The organism is Legionella antarctica (genome assembly GCF_011764505.1).
In the GTDB taxonomy this organism is placed as follows: Bacteria; Pseudomonadota; Gammaproteobacteria; order Legionellales; family Legionellaceae; genus Legionella; species Legionella antarctica.
The window spans coordinates 811,854-829,644 of record NZ_AP022839.1; the positions used below are offsets into that span (position 1 = coordinate 811,854).

Genomic DNA, 17,791 nt, shown 5'->3' on the forward strand with positions numbered 1-17,791 from the left:
GAAACTACGGTTCAGCATTGTTTCTGGGTTCTGTCGCAAAAAGTTATCCTCTAAGATAGTATCTGGGTTTTTGCATAGGAATGGTCAACGATGATTAGCTTTAAGTGGCGTCATTTTAAACAGGATATTATTTTGATGCTGGTCAGATGGTACTTGGCCTATTCATTGAGTTACCGAGATGTTGAAGAATTGGCTCTGGAACGCGGGCTAAAAGTAGATCACTCCACCATCAATCGCTGGGTTATTGACTATTCTTCTCAATTGGAAGAAGCATTTCGCAAGCGCCACAAGCGTCCTGTTGTGATTTCATGGCGTATGGATGAGACCTATATCAAGGTGAAGGGCCAATGGGTGTACTTGTATCGAGCCGTTGATAAGGAAGGTAAAACGGTTGATTTCATGCTTTCAGAAAAAAGGGATGAGCCTGCTGCACGAGCATTTTTTGAGAAAGCTATTGGTTCTAATGGCTTACCTGACAAGGTAACTATGGATAAAAGTGGCGCTAATAAAGCTGGAATTGATACGATTAATTTACACTTGGCGCTGCTGTTCATGGTGGGCGGGCTGTTCGTCCAAATGACTGTGAGACAAATTAAATACCTCAATAATATCGTGGAACAAGACCATCGATTCATTAAGAAAATCACCAAGCCAATGAAGGGCTTTAAAGAGTTTCACTCGGCCGCTGCTACCTTAGCTGGCATTGAATTACATCATATGCTTAGAAAAGGCCAGCATAATCAATCGGCCAATCAAACTATTTTTGAACAGTTCTATGGACTAGTGGCCTAAGCTCGTCCAAAATAAGTCCGTTTGTTGCATAAATATATTTTTGCGACAGAACCGAAGTCTATTCATTGCTCGTTCGTTTTTATCGTCAGGACCCACTGGGAGGTGTTAATTCATGAAAAAAGTTCACTAATCTGCTGGTCATATTCCTGGTTTGCCCTTTCTAAAGCATCAATGTTGTCCCCACAAAGATGATTTTTTAAGACTTTAAATTTTTCCTCTTGCCAGTCGTAAACTTTTAATCTGAGAATTCTTTTTATAACCTCATCATCAAATCGTTTTCTAATGACCTTTGCAGGGCTTCCGGCAACAATGCTGTATGGAGAAACATCTTTAGTAACTACAGTACCTGCGGCTATAATTGCCCCTTCTCCTATAGTCAAACCAGGCATTATCATGGAGCGCATACCAAGCCAGGCACCATCTTGAATAACGGTGTCACCTTGTTTTTCATAACTCTCAATATATTTATCTGCAAAGGGATATAAGCTAAACCAATCAATCCGGTGATTATGATTACCTCCCAACATAATAATGGCTTCCGCAGCGATACACACATAGTCCCCAATATCAGCGGTTCCCGCTACCAGTTTCTCCCCACCGATAGGTAATAGAATATTCCCTATCTATTCCTCATGGGCAGCAACAAGCAATTCACAAATCATCTGATTGCAAAACAAGCACTAATCGTTATCAAAACTCAAAAACTCATTTAAAACCAAAACAATAGCCGTGTTCAAAAATAAGATGCTATGAGGTATTAATGGGATTAAGTTTGATTTTCTCCTGCCCATGAATAATTGCGTTAAATAAATCATTCCAATTATCAACAAAATATTCACTGAATAGGCGTTTCATTTTATCCCAGAGACCAATTTTTGATTGGCGCATTTTTAGTGCTTTTTGGAACATATTACAACAAAGCTCCTGAACCTGATCAACAAAGAAAGCGAGCATCATCAATAAGGCTAGCATGGTCGAGAGATTTTTATATCCATGTCCAAAATTATGACCAAAGTGGTAGTTTAGGTTTTTGAGTGTATTAAATATGGGATTTTCTATTTTCCAGTTCGCACGTCCTCCTCGCATAATGTCATAAGCATTGTTATTGGTAATCGTTATGTCAGTGACCCAGCTAAAATGTTGCTTGCCACCCTTTTTATTTGTTTCCCAGTACTCCATGAAATTTACTTTAAAATCATAATGGCTTGTATTGAGTGGTGCGCCATTAATATAACGGTAACTGTGCGTCACCCCGTCTTCTGTTTTGTGCTCATAAGTAATACACTCATGTTCGTTGAGCCATTTAAATAGTGCTTTGTGATCCCCTTCTTTAGCACCCGTTATGAACTGCATATCCAGGTTTTTAAGCTCATTGAGGTGAGGGTAATTTGAAGCCAAGCTGTCTTCAACGACAATGACTTTTAAGTGTGGGTGTTCTCGTTTCAAATCCCTATATAACCGTTTGGAAGCGTTGCGTTCACAGTCGTTTTTAGTATCGCCATCTTCTTTCATGATAAGTTCTGGTACAAATGGAATAACCACTTTTTTATCCGGGTGAACTATGGCTGCGCAATACATATTGTGGTAATACGAGACCTTCTCGTCAGGAAATCGAGCATAATGATAGGATTTGATGGCCAGCTCTATTTCCGCCTTAACTTCTTTTGATAATTCCTTATACATTTTTTTATCATGCAGCAATGTAGGCAAACTATCGATATCTTTAATTGGAATCAAAGTAATTTTTTTGTGGTCATCTATATACCATAATGCAAAATATGTTCGTAGTGGATTAGCTAAAATATAACTACGTGCTTTCAGAGATAGGTCGGTAATAGATTGCTTTGTGGTTAAAACTACAGATAATTTGTGATCATGCTTAATACAACATTGGTCGCAATGAATTACATTGGATGCAAAAAATCCAGTTCCATCCCCAGCCAGTAAATAACGACCGTTTAGGTAACGATAAGATTCCAGGGATTTCCCTCTTTGAAGAAAGGCAAATAACCGCTTATAGACTTTACGCAGAGTAGATGGGGCTCCTTCATCCAATCGCTCGCGCATGTACGTATCACTAGGGATCTGTTCAATGCCATAAAGAGTTCCTAAATTATGTTGAACTTGGGGATCCAGTCGGTGACTCCTATCAAATTGGAGTAATGAAGGGTACTTGAGATTAAACATCGCAAAGGCAGACATCAAACAATCCGTCAACGAAATAACATTTTTCCCTGGCGCAGCATCACGGGGAGATTTGATTTTCTGAAACTCTTTACGAACTACAGTGATCAACCCAACTGCAGACAAAAATTTTCTTATTGGTAACATCTTTGGACATTCTATCATTCAGTTTTAAATTAAAGATAAAATAGCAAAAAAGTTTACGAAATAAAATAGTTGGGATGCAGTACTGGCGCACTGTTGAGTAGGTTACGGGAACTGCTGCCCCAATATAGAGTTGATCAACTTCCCACTGAGGGGTCCAATTGTTTAAACTGAACTCATCCCCATACAGATATCTCACAACGGTCTCTTCAAAGCTTCCTGTCCAGGCATCACTGTAGTAACTGTGTTTGCCTTTGATATGAATATTCGGGTTTTTGACCATGTGATGCAGTAGTTCAACCTTTGACCAATGTTTCTCTTTTTTTGTTTCCATTAATAAAACCCATTACTTTTTGATTCATGTTAGCAAAATATCAAGTTTAAAACGATTAACGGTTGGCAAAATTAAAATTATATGTTCCTATAGTTGATTATTTGTATCCTGTCAGAATCGCCGGGTAAGTGTCTGCCACTGAGTCCGGATTAATCCGAGCCGCGCGCGTCAGCAAGCGGAATTCTTTAAAAATATTCAAAATACCTATTGACACGGTTTTTCTGTAAAACTGATGTTTTTCCATATCAAACGTAAGTCATGCAATATGCATGCCCTAAGATCCCCAAGATCACAATGTAGCCCCTTTCACTAATAAAACATCTCCCTCCTGAGGTCAGATTTTTTCTTAGCCCTTAGTGGCGTTAAAACTCGAAAAATGCGTTCAAAAAAAGTCATGTTATGATTGCCGTATCAGCATTAGTAACGCAGTGGTAGATGATGAAACGCCAAGAAATCAAACAAGTTTTAGATGAGTTAACAAAAGATATCGATAGTCTTGCCGACAAAAAGGCCGTGACTATCATTAAGGTATTGGTTAATTTGGTCGAAATGCTTGCCGAAGAAAATGCTTTGCTCAGAGAGGAAAACCAAGTATTACGTGATGAGATAAACCGCCTTAAGGGTGAACAGGGCAAACCTAATATTCGCGGTCAATCCAAAGGTAGCAATGGCGATAATACAGGCAATTCCAATCATTCATCTGAAGGAGATCGCAATAAACGTGGTAAAGGGAACAATAAAAACACAGGCAAAGACAAAAAAAACGTACGTATTGATAGACGTGTTACGATTGCTCTGGACAAAGCAACGCTGCCAGATGACGCCAAGTTCAAGGGTTTTGAGATTCGAATCATCCAGGATCTAAAAATCATCACGGATAATGTTGAATTCAAGCTGGAAACGTATTACTCACCATCTTTGAAAAAAACCTTTATTGCGCCGATTCCTGGCGAATATAAGGGCAGTGAATTTGGTCCTGGGGTTAAAGCGCTGGTCATCACATTATACCGTGATGCAGGGATGACGGAGAGCGCCATTGAGCGCTTTTTAAAAACATGTGGTATTCAAATATCACATGGTAAAATTGCTTCCATGCTGACAGAAGGCAATGATATTTTTCATCAGGAAAAAGAAGATATTGTCGATGCCGGTAGCAACGCAGGCTTGTACCAGCAGATGGATGACACAGGCAGTCGTGTTAACGGCAAAAATCACTACACCCATGTTTTATGTAATGACTTTTTTACAGCATACTTCACTCGTCGTAAAAAAGATCGCTTGACCTTATTGGAGTTGCTGTGTCGAGACCAATTAAAGTTTATGTTTAATCAGGAGGCTTATGAGTTAATGGATGAGTTTGGTCTCGCAAAAAAATGGTTGGATCAAATTAAACCAATGCTGCATGCACAACCCCTCACACGTGAATCAATCGATAGTTTGATGGGAACACTTTTTCCAAATCCAAAAAAACACAGCACGAATCGACGCATAATTCTTGAGTCAGCAGCTCTTGCCTATTATCAGCACTCGAAATACTTCATCCATTATTTAATGACAGATGATGCGCCTCAGTTTAATAAATTGGCCCTACATCATGCGCTGTGCTGGATCCATGAAGGTCGTCATTATAAAAAACTCACTCCATTCTCAGATATGAATCAGAATATATTGGCTGTATTTCTTGAGCAATTATGGGATTTCTACCATGCATTATTGACTTACAAGACGGCTCCATCTCAATCAATGGCCCAACAACTATCAATGCAATTTGATACTTTGTTCGCAACCACGACAGGCTATGATGTTTTAGATCAACGCATTGCAAAGACACGTGCTAAAAAACAAGCGTTATTATTGGTGTTAGACCATCCATTTCTGCCATTGCACAACAATGCCTCTGAATTAGGGACACGGTTTCAAGCAAGGATACGCGACATCAATCTCCAAACGGTCTCCCAAAATGGCACCAAATCAAAGGATACGTTTGCCACGATTGTACAGACGGCCAGAAAACTGAAAGTTAACGTTTATCAGTATATTTACGATAGGGTGACTAAAAAATTTGAAATGCCATCATTGGCTGAATTAATCTTACTTAAAGTGCGGCAGGTTCCATGCACCACATAAGCATTACAGTGGACCCCATTGTCAAGACAGCGATCCGTTTAATTTAAGATATAACTTTAATTCTACTTTCTTTCGTTGACGAGGGTGCGTAGCACACGAGTCAACCACAATAGCAGTTAATGAAACACCTGTTATTGAGCCTGTGGGTATGTGGGCGCGAAGCCATCGAGTGTGGTCAAGCGGTGGATAACGTCTTTTTGTTATCCATGGCTTGTCCACATGTCCCGAAGGGCGATGGCTGATCCGCAGGACGCGTCCACATATCCACAGGCATTCCATTACGCTGCAGCCTCATATAGGCCAGCATAAACCTCTGACGGCGTGTATATTCCAAATGATTGATGAGGTCTTTCGTCGTTATAAAACTTGAAATACACCCTTAAACCATTTCGTAGTGCTAAAACTGTTCCGTATTCTTTTATGTAAATATCTTCATATTTGACTGAACGCCATAGCCGTTCAATGAACACATTATCCATCCATCGACCTTTCCCGTCCATGCTAATTTTGATGTCATGGTCTTTTAAAACATCGGTAAACGCCTTACTGGTAAACTGGGAGCCTTGATCCGTATTAAAAATATCAGGCCTGCCGTGGAGCCTGATGGCGCTCTCCAACGCGCTTACACAAAAGTCATCATCCATGCTGTTTGATACCTTCCAAGAGAGCACCTTGCGGCTATACCAGTCCATTATTGCCACCAAATATACAAAGCCTCCTTGCATCCTAACGTAGGTAATATCGGTGCACCAAACCTGATTGGGTCGATCAATCACTAAACCACGTAGCAAGTAGGGATAAACCTTTTGTTCCTTGTTCTTTTTACTCGTATTCGGCTTTGGTGCCACTGAAACCAGACCCATGATCCGCATCAAACGCTGCACTCTCTTACGGTTAACGTCATGGCCAAGGCGACGTAAATAAGAACGCATCTTTCTGCTTCCATAGAAAGGATGGCGCATGTATTCCTCATCAATCAAGACCATCAAAGCCAGATTCTCTGGGCTCTCGGTACATATTCCTTCGCCAGCAGTGCGATAGTAGCTAGCGCGTGACAAATTAACCAATGCACATTGGCGTACGATGCTGAGTGTAGGGTGATTGACATCAATCATGGCTCGCTTCTCCCGCACGCTCAACTTAGATGACCGGTCTTTTTTTTAAGCCAGTCTAACTCAACCGCTAGCTGGCCTATTTGCGTGTATAATCGATCTCGTTCTTGTATGATGGAGTCCATGTCTTTGTCATGCTTGCCGCTAAACAATTGCTTGCTTCCATCCAGTAATTGTTTTTTCCACAGATTGATTTGTGTTGCATGCACCTCAAATTCAGATGCCAATTCATTGGTCGTCTTGTGACTTTTTAATGCCTCAATTGCTACCTTTAATATAGGCGCGGTTTTCTGGACACAAAAAAAGGTTTTTTAAGAGCTATTCTTCTTAATACAAAGAGGAGAATAAAATGTCTAAAAAGCGAGCTTATTATACGGCGGCCAAGAAGGCAAAAATAACGCTAGCTGCGATTGAGGGGAAACTCACACAAGCGCAAATTACCAGTGAATACGGTGTTCACGCAACGCAGGTAAAAACTTGGAAGCAATCGGCCATCAAAGCCATTAACGATTTATTCTCTGGGGCTAATGAAAAAGAAGCCAAGTCCCAAGAGCAGCTTGTTGAGGCATTATATCAAGAAATTGGTCGACTTCAAGCGCAGCTATCTTGGCTAAAAAAAAAGCATGAACTTTAGTCTGGATGAAAAGCGCGTCATGATTGATCCTCTTGCCGAGCTCACCATTCGTGAACAATGCTTGCTATTAGACTTGCCTGTTTCAAGTTATTATTATAGTGCCAAGCCCATTTCTGTCGAAGATGAAGCGCTTATGGCGCTACTTGATGAGCACTATCTGCAGTATCCATGTGAAGGTAAAATTAAGCGGGCAAGATGGCTGTCAAAAGAAGTAGGCTATCCTGTTGGTAAACGTCGAGTAAAAAAGTTGATGGAAATGATGGGGTTATCGACTGTTTACCCAAAGCCAAATACAAGCGTTCCCAATAAGGAGCATGAGGTGTTCCCTTATTTATTAAAAGAGGTGGATATCACCAAACCAAATCAGGTTTGGGCCGCAGATATCACCTACATCCGCATGAAAGGAAAGCATGTGTATTTAGTAGCTATTATGGACTGGTATAGTCGTTATGTGATTGGATGGGCTATTTCACCTACTATGGAGGCTGAATTTTGTATTGAGGCGCTTAGAAACGCTTTGCTGCATTCGCGTTGTGAGATCTTTAACACGGATCAGGGTTCTCAATTTACCTCAAAAGATTGGATAAATACGCTAAAATCTCACCACATTTCTATCAGCATGGATGGGCGAGGACGTTATTTAGATAATATATTTATCGAGCGATTGTGGCGTAGTGTTAAGCAAGAAAAAATCTACCGGTATGATTTTGATACAATTGAAGAGGTTGAGCTGGCCTTAACGGAGTATTTTGAGTATTATAATAACCGAAGGCTTCACCAGTCCTTTAATTATTTAACGCCCGCAGAGGTGTATTATGGCCGGAAAAGACCATAAACCCTAAATGAGAGCGTCATGACTTACCCACAAGGCCCACAGGCCTATACGAGAAAGTGAAGCTCTCCTGACCTGTGGACTTGTGGATAAGTCATTCTGATAGAGTTGTGGTAAAATGACCTAAGACAATTCGTAGTAGCAATCACTATTCATACGGTATTGAGTAGGTTTAAATAGGTTAATTTGAGTGAATTTTTAACTATAAATGATGGATGAATAGCTCTTATTTTTCCTTAATTTTGTTCCAGACATGCGGACCCATATCACTTTGCTTTGAAGTCAGATGTAAATTTTTTTTTAGCCACTTGGTACCCCGTTTAACAATGGTTTCTATTTTACACCACTGTCTCATTTTTGGGGTCCACTATACATCTCGAGATAATTCCGCTTGCTGACGCGCGCGGCTCGGATTAGTCCGGGCTCAGTGGCAGACACTTACCCGGCGATTCTGACAGGATACGATTATTTGTTCAAAAAATAATCTATAATTTAAATGATGGTTTATATAAGGAAAAAGAAATGTTTTATCGTCTACTTGTTAACTACCTTCGAATTAAATTATTGCGCGTTATTCTATCTCGCGTTATGGGAAGTCGATTTGTAAAATCAAAAAATTTAAAAAATATAAGTATTTTGGCTTTTGGATTGGAATTACTTAGCTCTTATATGTTTAAACCCGGAAAAAAATAATGAGACATTATTATCTTCCTGATTATGTAGAATATTTAAGGTAAAAATCTAAATCATTTAAACTCAAATTGGTCTTGATTTTTCTATAATTCAGGAAAATTTATCCTAATCAGATCCATCTACAGAGATAATTTTGCAATTTATAGATGAGGGATTGCTTATGTAACCCATATTTAATTCTTGGAATTTTTTTGTTCTTTTTGCAGGAATTGTATCGTTTATAGTATTTTTCATACTGTCAATTAATGAACCCCTTGAGTCCAACTCATCACATTGAATAGTGATGTCTTTTATCGGAACGTTGTTTAAATTCTTGATTGTGAAGTCGGGCGCTAGCATGGTACCGAATAAAAGATTATTTAAAGTATATTCAAGGGATGTATTATTTCGAAGTTTATTCTCATGCGATGAATTAGAAATCTTTATAAAAATTGCGATAATGATCACCAGACTGATAACCCCCACTAAAAGCCATTTAATATTGGTTGTTTTTGTAGAGCCACAGCTAGGGCATTTGAACGCATCGAGTTTCAGCTGCTGGCCACATTCTTTGCATGATAAAAGTAACATAAGTTTTATTTCCTCTTTAGGATAAATTATAGCTTATTTTCTTGAGCAGAAAAGAATATTAGGCCGTATCTTGATAGAAAAAAACGAATATTCCGAGTATGTATTCAATCGGGATCAAATATTGGAGATTATTATGGATGTAGAAATAATTTGGTATCATAACATTCACTTAAGCTAAGTTTGCTACTATAGTCCCAACAAGAAATTAACTGGCGCGAAAAAATGCCTGATAAACGATTTAAAATAGTCTCTTCAACCATTGACCAGGATCAATACGATGTTGCTGCTCAATGGGCTAAAACTTTTCTTCATAACTCAACTGACGATGTTGCTATTAAAATGTCGCAATTAGTGATGGCATGCGTTGCTATGGGTGATTTTAAAACACGAGCATACATGTCTAAATCGTCAGAGTTACAAGCCCCCTCGGATCAGCTCACAGTTGCTGATTATTTATCCCATGCCAGCCGCATTATCCTGGATTATCAAGATATGTCTGAATCTAACAGAGCAGAGCTGTTAGCCTATTTCCCTGCACCTGGCGAAACAAATACCGTTTTTGCGCGTTCGGCTACTCATAATGTGTTTCGGACTGAGCGATCAGTTTTTGAAGGTAAAGGAGTTTTGTTAGGTGTAACTGGCCAATTACCTTCAATACTCAAAGAGTCTCGTGATTTTGGGGTTAATATTGCTATGGGTGGAGCAGGGGAAAACAATCATTATGGAAAAAAGATTTCTGCTAATGGTTTCAGTGGCCATCTTTATTTTCATCTAAATAAGGAGCAAAACATACTGCTAGTTGGCCTTGAACAATCAGCTCCAGCCGCTTCTCCTTTAGAATTGCTCAAGGGTGCGAAAAAATACTCTGAAGTCGAACAGCAAGACACAGATCAATTTGGTCAGGGGCATTCTCTAATTGGCGCTTCTGATACTTATACTGCAGCAGGTTCCTTATATTTCAGTAATCCAGTGTATCAAGCAAAACTTGTATTAGAAAAAGGTTGTTTCCCTCCAGAAAAATATGGGGCAATGAAGGTCATTATCACAGATGAAAATTGGCCTGCTATTAAATATTATTTAGAGAGGCTGAGATATATAATAAGTACTGGCTCTCAGGAGATTCTTACAGAACAATTGTTGGAAAAACCAACATCAGCAATCAGCTATGAAAAAGATTTTTTAAGTTATATAGCGCTCAATTTCGATGCTTATTTAAAGCAAATTTACCAGGTATTTATTCTCCAAAGCGAATCCAGTGCAGATGAAAGGATACTGTTTGAAAAACTACAGACGGATCTATTAGTCATCATTAAAAAACTACAAATTGGTACTTTGGACAGTTATGACGAATTTAATCTGTTGGTTAACCAAATAGCGACAAATCCTGATACGCCGGAAGAGTATTGTCAGGCGATTGCACGTATCAGTGCTCTATTTAAGTTGCACCTTGAAATTGATCCGAAGTTAAAACAAACTCAAGTGACTCCTGAATATCAGTTTGGTGATATTACACGAACTATGTTGGGGAAAATAAGTGGTGAAGAAGGATATAAATTTGGTGATGTGACGCGGTTTGTAGTTTGTTGCGTGACGCCTACTCCATCTGTTCCTACCGCATCGTTATCTGAGCAGGATAAACAGGAAGAACCTGCAAAAAAGACAACGGGTTACCGCTTTGGTGATTATACTCGGAGCCTATTTGGAAGTGGAAAAACCAGTGAAACACCTGAACCGCCTCAAGATAATATAAACAAGCCAGGATTCTGATTTAACAGATGACGACCGCTGCCAGCCAAGGAAGCGAGGAACGAGCGAGGCTGGTAGTCCCTGGTAGCCTTAGAGCCGGATGTTTTGCCGCAGGCAAAATATAAGGCATCCGAAAAGGCGTCAGTCATTGGGGTAGCGTTGTTTTTGAACCCCGAATGGGGTGAAAAAACAAGCGGACACAGGACGGCCAGGGCCGCCGGAGGCATACTTGTCGCGTTTGCGAGTCGATTTCAGCCATGGATGGCTAAAATCAATCACGAGCTTAGCGACACTATCGTGTAATAATCCGTTAATATTTTTTACCGATAAGAATGTGTGTCAACACACAAAAACTTTCTGAGTCAACCATGAACAAAAGAAATGAATCATTAAGGAGTTAGTTCGGTTTATTTTATAAAAAATATCCCGAACCATCTGTTAGTTTCAGTCGAGACCACTCACATCGATAGACTTTTTATTCCAGCCATGTTTTATTACTTAATAAATCATCAGGGAAATATCAGTTTTTTATGAAGTTAACTTTTTTAAAATTGGTGCTAAGTACAACGACAGCAATCTATTTAGGTTTTTGGGTAGAAAAGGCATGCTGTGCTGTTACTCAAAGTTTAAACGACACTTTTTTCCAGAATCCTGCCGAGCTTAGTTTGATTAATCAAATGCAATTAAGAGCAGGTAATTTATTTGTGGTGCCGTCATTACAATTTACTGGAACTTCAATTGATGGCACTGGAAGTGCGACCAGCAAAGTAACAGATAATCTTCCTTATTTGTTAGGCGACTACAGGGTTAGTGAGCGTTTTGTATTGGGAATTAATATTGTACCCAGTGCCTATGGCCATTTGGAGTGGCCTCTGGATTCTATAGTATCCAGTGTAACTACAACAACAAACCTTCTTTATTACAGGGCTGGATTTCAAACCAGCTATCAGGTAACAAAAGATTTGGCTCTTGGCATAGGCCTTAATTGTCAAATTAACAAAAACAACGAATTAAATTTTGTAGTTCCTAACTTGGGGAACGAATTTAATAAGGTTTCGGGGTTGAATCCTAGTGGAGATATAGGGTTATTTTACAAAATTAATGCAAAAAATTTTTTTACTACAGCAGTGTATACATGGGTAAATGCTATGGGATCTGGTACCAGTTCGCTTAATAGTGCAGTCAGCCGTTCTTTTCGGTTGGGTATAACAGAGGCTTCGGTAGCATACATTGGACTGCAACATGTGTTGAGTGATAAATGGTTTATTAGTGAGAAAATCTATTGGTCAGGCTGGGCTATTCAAAAAAGGATTCACTTTCAAAATACAACGAGAGGTAGCTTTGTAGTTCCAACTTATTGGAAAGATGTTTGGTCCTACCAGGTTGCAACCCGCTATGCAGCCACCGAAAAGTTAGCGTTGCTTGGAGCCTTTATCTACGAAACAAATCCGAATTCGACATCAACCAATAATATAGGTTATCCGCTCGCGTCCACAATGTTTATTTCAGGGGGGCTAGATATCAATCTATTCAAACAATTTTCTACTCAATTACTTTATGGATACGGGATGTTCGTTCCTAAAGCCAAAATTTTTACAGCAGAAAGTCTGGGGGTAGTATCTGCCAATACGCAAGCCGCACTATTACAATTTACTTATAAAACATAAAACATAAAACATAAAACATAAAACATAAAACATAAAACATAAAACATAAAACATAAAACATAAAACATAAAACATAAAACATAAAACATAAAACTATAGTGGACCCCAAAAATGAGACAGTGGTGTAAAATAGAAACCATTGTTAAACGGGGTACCAAGTGGCTAAAAAAAAATTTACATCTGACTTCAAAGCAAAGGTAGCAATTGAGGCATTAAAAAGTCACAAGACGACCAATGAATTGGCATCTGAATTTGAGGTGCATGCAACACAAATCAATCTGTGGAAAAAACAATTACTGGATGGAAGCAAGCAATTGTTTAGCGGCAAGCATGACAAAGACATGGACTCCATCATACAAGAACGAGATCGATTATACACGCAAATAGGCCAGCTAGCGGTTGAGTTAGACTGGCTTAAAAAAAAGACCGGTCATCTAAGTTGAGCGTGCGGGAGAAGCGAGCCATGATTGATGTCAATCACCCTACACTCAGCATCGTACGCCAATGTGCATTGGTTAATTTGTCACGCGCTAGCTACTATCGCACTGCTGGCGAAGGAATATGTACCGAGAGCCCAGAGAATCTGGCTTTGATGGTCTTGATTGATGAGGAATACATGCGCCATCCTTTCTATGGAAGCAGAAAGATGCGTTCTTATTTACGTCGCCTTGGCCATGACGTTAACCGTAAGAGAGTGCAGCGTTTGATGCGGATCATGGGTCTGGTTTCAGTGGCACCAAAGCCGAATACGAGTAAAAAGAACAAGGAACAAAAGGTTTATCCCTACTTGCTACGTGGTTTAGTGATTGATCGACCCAATCAGGTTTGGTGCACCGATATTACCTACGTTAGGATGCAAGGAGGCTTTGTATATTTGGTGGCAATAATGGACTGGTATAGCCGCAAGGTGCTCTCTTGGAAGGTATCAAACAGCATGGATGATGACTTTTGTGTAAGCGCGTTGGAGAGCGCCATCAGGCTCCACGGCAGGCCTGATATTTTTAATACGGATCAAGGCTCCCAGTTTACCAGTAAGGCGTTTACCGATGTTTTAAAAGACCATGACATCAAAATTAGCATGGACGGGAAAGGTCGATGGATGGATAATGTGTTCATTGAACGGCTATGGCGTTCAGTCAAATATGAAGATATTTACATAAAAGAATACGGAACAGTTTTAGCACTACGAAATGGTTTAAGGGTGTATTTCAAGTTTTATAACGACGAAAGACCTCATCAATCATTTGGAATATACACGCCGTCAGAGGTTTATGCTGGCCTATATGAGGCTGCAGCGTAATGGAATGCCTGTGGATATGTGGACGCGTCCTGCGGATCAGCCATCGCCCTTCGGGACATGTGGACAAGCCATGGATAACAAAAAGACGTTATCCACCGCTTGACCACACTCGATGGCTTCGCGCCCACATACCCACAGGCTCAATAACAGGTGTTTCATTAACTGCTATTGTGGTTGACTCGTGTGCTACGCACCCTCGTCAACGAAAGAAAGTAGAATTAAAGTTATATCTTAAATTAAACGGATCGCTGTCTTGACAATGGGGTCCACTGTAAACATAGGAAAAACTTGTTGACTCTATTCAGCAGAATCATCCGGTTCCAGTTCGCTTTTCTTCGTTTCTATACTTTTAACCTTAATGTTCACAAAAAAATCGAAAAATAGATATTTAATAATCAATTAATATAAATGCATTATATTAGGATTATATAAAATCCATATATGACTCATATTATGACTAGAGTAATTTTAATAGCGGTTAGTGATGGGTTCGGACCTGATTCCTACTTCAAAATTCCATTGTACTTTTTATGCAGCATGCTACGATGGAGCCCTTTTTTAAAGAAAGGAGAGTCTCAATATGAAAATAATTGTATTATCATTAACTTGCTTCATTATTAGCATCGTTTCAATAAGCGGAAATGCGCAGGCTATCAAGCATGATAAACAAGCAACTGATAAATTTGACAAACAGGTAAACCCCTTGCCTTATGGGTATGTACGAGGAGAAATTGGCTACTCTTTTTCGCGTAATGGAGATGTGCACGTTAACCAAAATGACTGGACCGTGACAAACGAAGGCTATAATAACGATTTTGGCGGTAGCGCCCTGTTTGGGTTTGGTTTGGGCATTTATAGTTCTTCAGTGCTTTCCATAGGACTCAGTGCACAGAACCGTTCTGACTTTGACTATTCAAAGCATCAAACTATCAAAGGTTCACCAGACGCCAATCCAAATCTTTTTTTTCCTGACTTAAATGGATGGACCCGAAAGTTTGATTTAGAAAATCAAAGTTATATGTTTGACGTTTTCTTAAACCGGGCCGGTAAAGCAAGCCAACATCTGTATGAGCTAAAAGGACTCTCTATCATTCCTTACCTCGGAGGAAGTATTGGTCTTTCTGTAAACAAAGTTTCTGATTTCCATACAGAAACAAACAGCCAGGACCAAGCTGGTAGTTTTGTCTTCGATCGAAGCCGAGTCATAATGACGCCAAAAAGCTTCAAAACATTTGCTTGGCAAATTCAAGCGGGAATTGACATACCTGTCAGAGAATCCGTGTTGGCTAGCATAGGATACCGTTATTTCGACGGAGGAAATTTTAAAAGCAACAGCTACACCATTGATAGCTTAGATAATGGCTCAGGAGAAAGAACTTTCTTATACAATATATCTCCATGGAAAGCCAAACTACGCAGTAATGAAGTAGTTGCTTCCATCACCGTGTTAATTTAACAACTGTCTAAAACTTGCTGCTCTCAAAACACGTCTGGGGTCTGCCTTCAGGATGGAGACCCTAAGTATGGTATCCACATTTACATGGTTCATAGGCATTTTTTGAGCCATTTTTATATTTTTATACTGTCGTACTTAAGTAAAGCTTGGCACTTTAGCTGAAAGTTTAATCTGTTCACGAACTAATGGTTTACCTTTTTTTTAATACAACATATCAATTGCACGGCTACGAAGTTCAGTTTCTCTCTCAGAATCCTGTCGATGGTGAATGAATTAAATTAAAGGATAAAAAAATGATCAAATAGCCTCTTGCTCTAGTTTTCCTTGCCAAATCTGAAAGTCTTCAACCCTGATAATATCGCAAATTTCTTCCTTTGATGAATAGACGATTACGGCATCACCATCATGTAGTTTTTTCATCAGTTGACTTTTTTTAATATGAATATCAAGTTCAACCTCGCCATAGTCTGTTGTTTGACGAGTAATAATCTCAATAATTAAATTATCCAAGGCATCTTTACTTAGCAACGTATGATCGATTTCAATCATCTGTTTCCTTATGAGCAATAGTGCAGCCTAAAATGGTATTTCTTCAAAAGAGTTTATCATAATCAAAATAAAGCGGCTAAAGAGAAACTTTTTTTTAATAAATCTTGCTGTCCATTCGGTTGCATGCAATTAAATAATTGCAGCTGGAGTATCAGAATTAGTGTTGTTTTCATAAAAGTCATGCTTTTGAGAAACTGTGAACGTTTTGGGTTGTTCCAACCTCAATACCTCTAATTCTGGTAGGTTTACCTGAGCAGGGTGAGGTTTTGTAAGATCTAATCCACCTTCGTGCATTTTCTTGGTTGAATCAGATACTAAACTCAAGCTCGAGAGATTTATTTCAAATGCGAGAGTATGTTCCGTGTATTTTCCCCTTATTCTGCCAGTGGATTGATCAATTACAAAGATGTATGGTGGACTGAATAATGATGTTAGTCCAGAATCTTTTTGAATATTGTAAACACACCGGGTTTCACCGTATTCAAAAGCAGATTTAATTCCAAAGGTTTTATTAAAAAAATTTTTAAAATTATTACCATGTCCAAATAGCCAAAAATCACCTTCATCAGATTTTAAATTATCTCTGATCAACTGCCGTGTAGTTGTTATTTTTTGGTCTTCAGAAAGTGAGTTGGTATCAAAAATACAGCCTTCCTCATTGGTCTGCCGACCTTGAGAAAAGTACTCTAAACTAGTAACGCCCGAGATATTAAGCATTATTTCGTCTGCTTGTGAGGATTTTTTTTGAATTTGCTCAAATACATTGGTATATCCATAAAACCAAATGGATAGTTTGAATAGAATGACCTTAATTGGCGTTCGCCAAAAAGACATTTGATTGTATTCTTGCGTCAATTGTTCCAGTGAGGTGATATTCTTGCCAGAAGGGGTAAAACTGTTTTCTGATAAGGTCGGTTGAATGATGATCTGTGCGCTTTTAAGATGAGCTGGAATTATTAGACTGGCTGTTTGTTTGGCTCTTACCAAAGGAGATACCGCAATTAGGGTCCGTTTATCTGGATAGCCTAATAAAGCTGAAGTAAATTTATTGCTATGCGACATGTTACCCATCGCTTGTTGTGCAAGTGCTGCATTCGGGTTGAGCCCCAGTTTTTTTTGGCTCCACAAAGCACTCTCCCCGTGACGGCTAAATAATACATGACCAGTGATGTATAATCCTGATTTTAAAATGAACTGTTGATCTTCTGCCTTAATTTGGCCCAATATTTCATTTATCTGGTTTTGATCTTTATCAGGATTTAAGACATTTAATGTATTAATCAAGCTTTTAATATTTTGTTGGTAGCTGATAACTGCATCCGAAGCGGGGTCGATATTTATAATTTGACCTTGTCCCATAAAGAATTTCCTACTCAACTATATTAAGATTAAAAGTCATATTGTATATGAAAAAAATTAAGATAATATTAACCGGCATATTTTATACAGGGCGATTTCATCAAAAATTCAAAAACCCAACCACTTTTTTCAAATATTGACAAGAGAGTGTGGCTTTCAGGCGTTTTCAAGCGATACCTTCTGGATAGTCCTTTATTTGATGACGGTGGTGTAAATTATAAACTACTTTCCATTTTTGCAACGGAGCCCACCTTATTTCCATATTTCTATTCCAGGCTCCTGGTATAAGGTG

Annotated in this window: 13 protein-coding genes and 2 pseudogenes; 8 read left to right on the forward strand and 7 right to left on the reverse strand. The window is 39.0% G+C overall.

Features of this window, described 5'->3' with window-relative positions:
* Positions 1-90: 90 nt before the first annotated feature.
* The gene (locus tag HRS36_RS04020) at positions 91-792 is read left to right on the forward strand and encodes an IS6 family transposase (RefSeq protein WP_173236327.1); all 702 of its coding nucleotides are present in this window, start codon (positions 91-93) and stop codon (positions 790-792) included.
* Positions 793-902: 110 nt separating this feature from the next.
* Here the strand turns inward: HRS36_RS04020 and HRS36_RS04025 are convergent, their stop codons facing one another.
* The 3 genes from HRS36_RS04025 to HRS36_RS18590 all read right to left on the reverse strand — a co-directional run bounded on the left by HRS36_RS04025 (position 903) and on the right by HRS36_RS18590 (position 3,454).
* The gene (locus HRS36_RS04025; RefSeq protein WP_226905566.1) at positions 903-1,346 is read right to left on the reverse strand and encodes a CatB-related O-acetyltransferase; all 444 of its coding nucleotides are present in this window, start codon (positions 1,344-1,346) and stop codon (positions 903-905) included.
* 193 nt (positions 1,347-1,539) lie between these two features.
* A complete protein-coding gene (locus tag HRS36_RS04030) occupies positions 1,540-3,123 on the reverse strand; it encodes a hypothetical protein (RefSeq protein ID WP_173235428.1) in 1,584 nt (527 codons plus the stop codon).
* On the reverse strand, positions 3,068-3,454 hold the full coding sequence (locus HRS36_RS18590) for a hypothetical protein (RefSeq protein WP_226905567.1): 387 nt from the start codon (positions 3,452-3,454) through the stop codon (positions 3,068-3,070). Before HRS36_RS18590 ends, HRS36_RS04030 begins: the two co-directional genes overlap by 56 nt.
* A gap of 435 nt (positions 3,455-3,889) precedes the next feature.
* On the opposite strand from HRS36_RS18590, the gene HRS36_RS04040 reads away from it, so the two are divergent.
* Positions 3,890-5,581, forward strand: a complete 1,692-nt coding sequence (locus HRS36_RS04040) for an IS66 family transposase (RefSeq protein ID WP_173235423.1) — start codon at positions 3,890-3,892, stop codon at positions 5,579-5,581.
* 278 nt (positions 5,582-5,859) lie between these two features.
* Here the strand turns inward: HRS36_RS04040 and HRS36_RS04045 are convergent.
* Positions 5,860-6,971: pseudogene (locus HRS36_RS04045) on the reverse strand (IS3 family transposase).
* A 71-nt stretch (positions 6,972-7,042) separates the two neighbouring features.
* Here HRS36_RS04045 and HRS36_RS04050 point away from each other — a divergent pair.
* Both HRS36_RS04050 and HRS36_RS04055 read left to right on the forward strand, forming a co-directional pair.
* Entirely contained in the window at positions 7,043-7,327 is a 285-nt protein-coding gene (locus HRS36_RS04050) for a transposase (RefSeq protein WP_173235475.1), read from the forward strand.
* Positions 7,317-8,162, forward strand: coding sequence for an IS3 family transposase (locus HRS36_RS04055; RefSeq protein ID WP_173235473.1), 846 nt, complete (start codon positions 7,317-7,319; stop codon positions 8,160-8,162). The genes HRS36_RS04050 and HRS36_RS04055 overlap by 11 nt, the downstream gene beginning before the upstream one ends.
* Positions 8,163-8,957: 795 nt before the next feature.
* Here HRS36_RS04055 and HRS36_RS04060 read toward each other — a convergent pair.
* Positions 8,958-9,422, reverse strand: a complete 465-nt coding sequence (locus HRS36_RS04060; RefSeq protein WP_173236338.1) for a hypothetical protein — start codon at positions 9,420-9,422, stop codon at positions 8,958-8,960.
* Positions 9,423-9,644: 222 nt separating this feature from the next.
* Between HRS36_RS04060 and HRS36_RS04065 the strand changes: the two genes are divergently transcribed.
* The 4 genes and pseudogenes from HRS36_RS04065 to HRS36_RS04080 all read left to right on the forward strand — a co-directional run bounded on the left by HRS36_RS04065 (position 9,645) and on the right by HRS36_RS04080 (position 15,591).
* On the forward strand, positions 9,645-11,189 hold the full coding sequence (locus HRS36_RS04065; protein WP_173236339.1) for a hypothetical protein: 1,545 nt from the start codon (positions 9,645-9,647) through the stop codon (positions 11,187-11,189).
* A gap of 509 nt (positions 11,190-11,698) precedes the next feature.
* Positions 11,699-12,835, forward strand: coding sequence for an OmpP1/FadL family transporter (locus tag HRS36_RS04070; RefSeq protein ID WP_173236340.1), 1,137 nt, complete (start codon positions 11,699-11,701; stop codon positions 12,833-12,835).
* A gap of 158 nt (positions 12,836-12,993) precedes the next feature.
* A pseudogene (locus tag HRS36_RS04075) lies at positions 12,994-14,135 on the forward strand (IS3 family transposase).
* A gap of 580 nt (positions 14,136-14,715) precedes the next feature.
* Complete coding sequence (locus tag HRS36_RS04080) at positions 14,716-15,591, forward strand: outer membrane protein (RefSeq protein ID WP_173236341.1); 876 nt, start codon at positions 14,716-14,718, stop codon at positions 15,589-15,591.
* Positions 15,592-15,888: 297 nt separating this feature from the next.
* Here HRS36_RS04080 and HRS36_RS04085 read toward each other — a convergent pair whose 3' ends face one another.
* Together HRS36_RS04085 and HRS36_RS04090 are read right to left on the reverse strand one after the other, a co-directional pair.
* On the reverse strand, positions 15,889-16,140 hold the full coding sequence (locus tag HRS36_RS04085) for a YheU family protein (protein WP_173236342.1): 252 nt from the start codon (positions 16,138-16,140) through the stop codon (positions 15,889-15,891).
* A 129-nt stretch (positions 16,141-16,269) separates the two neighbouring features.
* Positions 16,270-17,499 carry a histidine phosphatase family protein gene (locus HRS36_RS04090; RefSeq protein WP_173236343.1) on the reverse strand — a complete coding sequence of 410 codons (1,230 nt, stop codon included), beginning with the start codon at positions 17,497-17,499 and terminating at the stop codon, positions 16,270-16,272.
* Between the last annotated feature and the right edge of the window lie 292 nt (positions 17,500-17,791).

Coding starts and splice junctions, on each gene's coding strand:
- HRS36_RS04090 (WP_173236343.1), bottom strand. CDS start 17,499: ATGGGACAAGGTCAAATTATAAATATCGACCCCGCTTCGGATGCAGTT.
- HRS36_RS04055 (WP_173235473.1), top strand. CDS start 7,317: ATGAACTTTAGTCTGGATGAAAAGCGCGTCATGATTGATCCTCTTGCC.
- HRS36_RS04050 (WP_173235475.1), top strand. CDS start 7,043: ATGTCTAAAAAGCGAGCTTATTATACGGCGGCCAAGAAGGCAAAAATA.
- HRS36_RS18590 (WP_226905567.1), bottom strand. CDS start 3,454: ATGGAAACAAAAAAAGAGAAACATTGGTCAAAGGTTGAACTACTGCAT.
- HRS36_RS04065 (WP_173236339.1), top strand. CDS start 9,645: ATGCCTGATAAACGATTTAAAATAGTCTCTTCAACCATTGACCAGGAT.
- HRS36_RS04030 (WP_173235428.1), bottom strand. CDS start 3,123: ATGTTACCAATAAGAAAATTTTTGTCTGCAGTTGGGTTGATCACTGTA.
- HRS36_RS04070 (WP_173236340.1), top strand. CDS start 11,699: ATGAAGTTAACTTTTTTAAAATTGGTGCTAAGTACAACGACAGCAATC.
- HRS36_RS04085 (WP_173236342.1), bottom strand. CDS start 16,140: ATGATTGAAATCGATCATACGTTGCTAAGTAAAGATGCCTTGGATAAT.
- HRS36_RS04040 (WP_173235423.1), top strand. CDS start 3,890: ATGATGAAACGCCAAGAAATCAAACAAGTTTTAGATGAGTTAACAAAA.
- HRS36_RS04060 (WP_173236338.1), bottom strand. CDS start 9,422: ATGTTACTTTTATCATGCAAAGAATGTGGCCAGCAGCTGAAACTCGAT.
- HRS36_RS04020 (WP_173236327.1), top strand. CDS start 91: ATGATTAGCTTTAAGTGGCGTCATTTTAAACAGGATATTATTTTGATG.
- HRS36_RS04080 (WP_173236341.1), top strand. CDS start 14,716: ATGAAAATAATTGTATTATCATTAACTTGCTTCATTATTAGCATCGTT.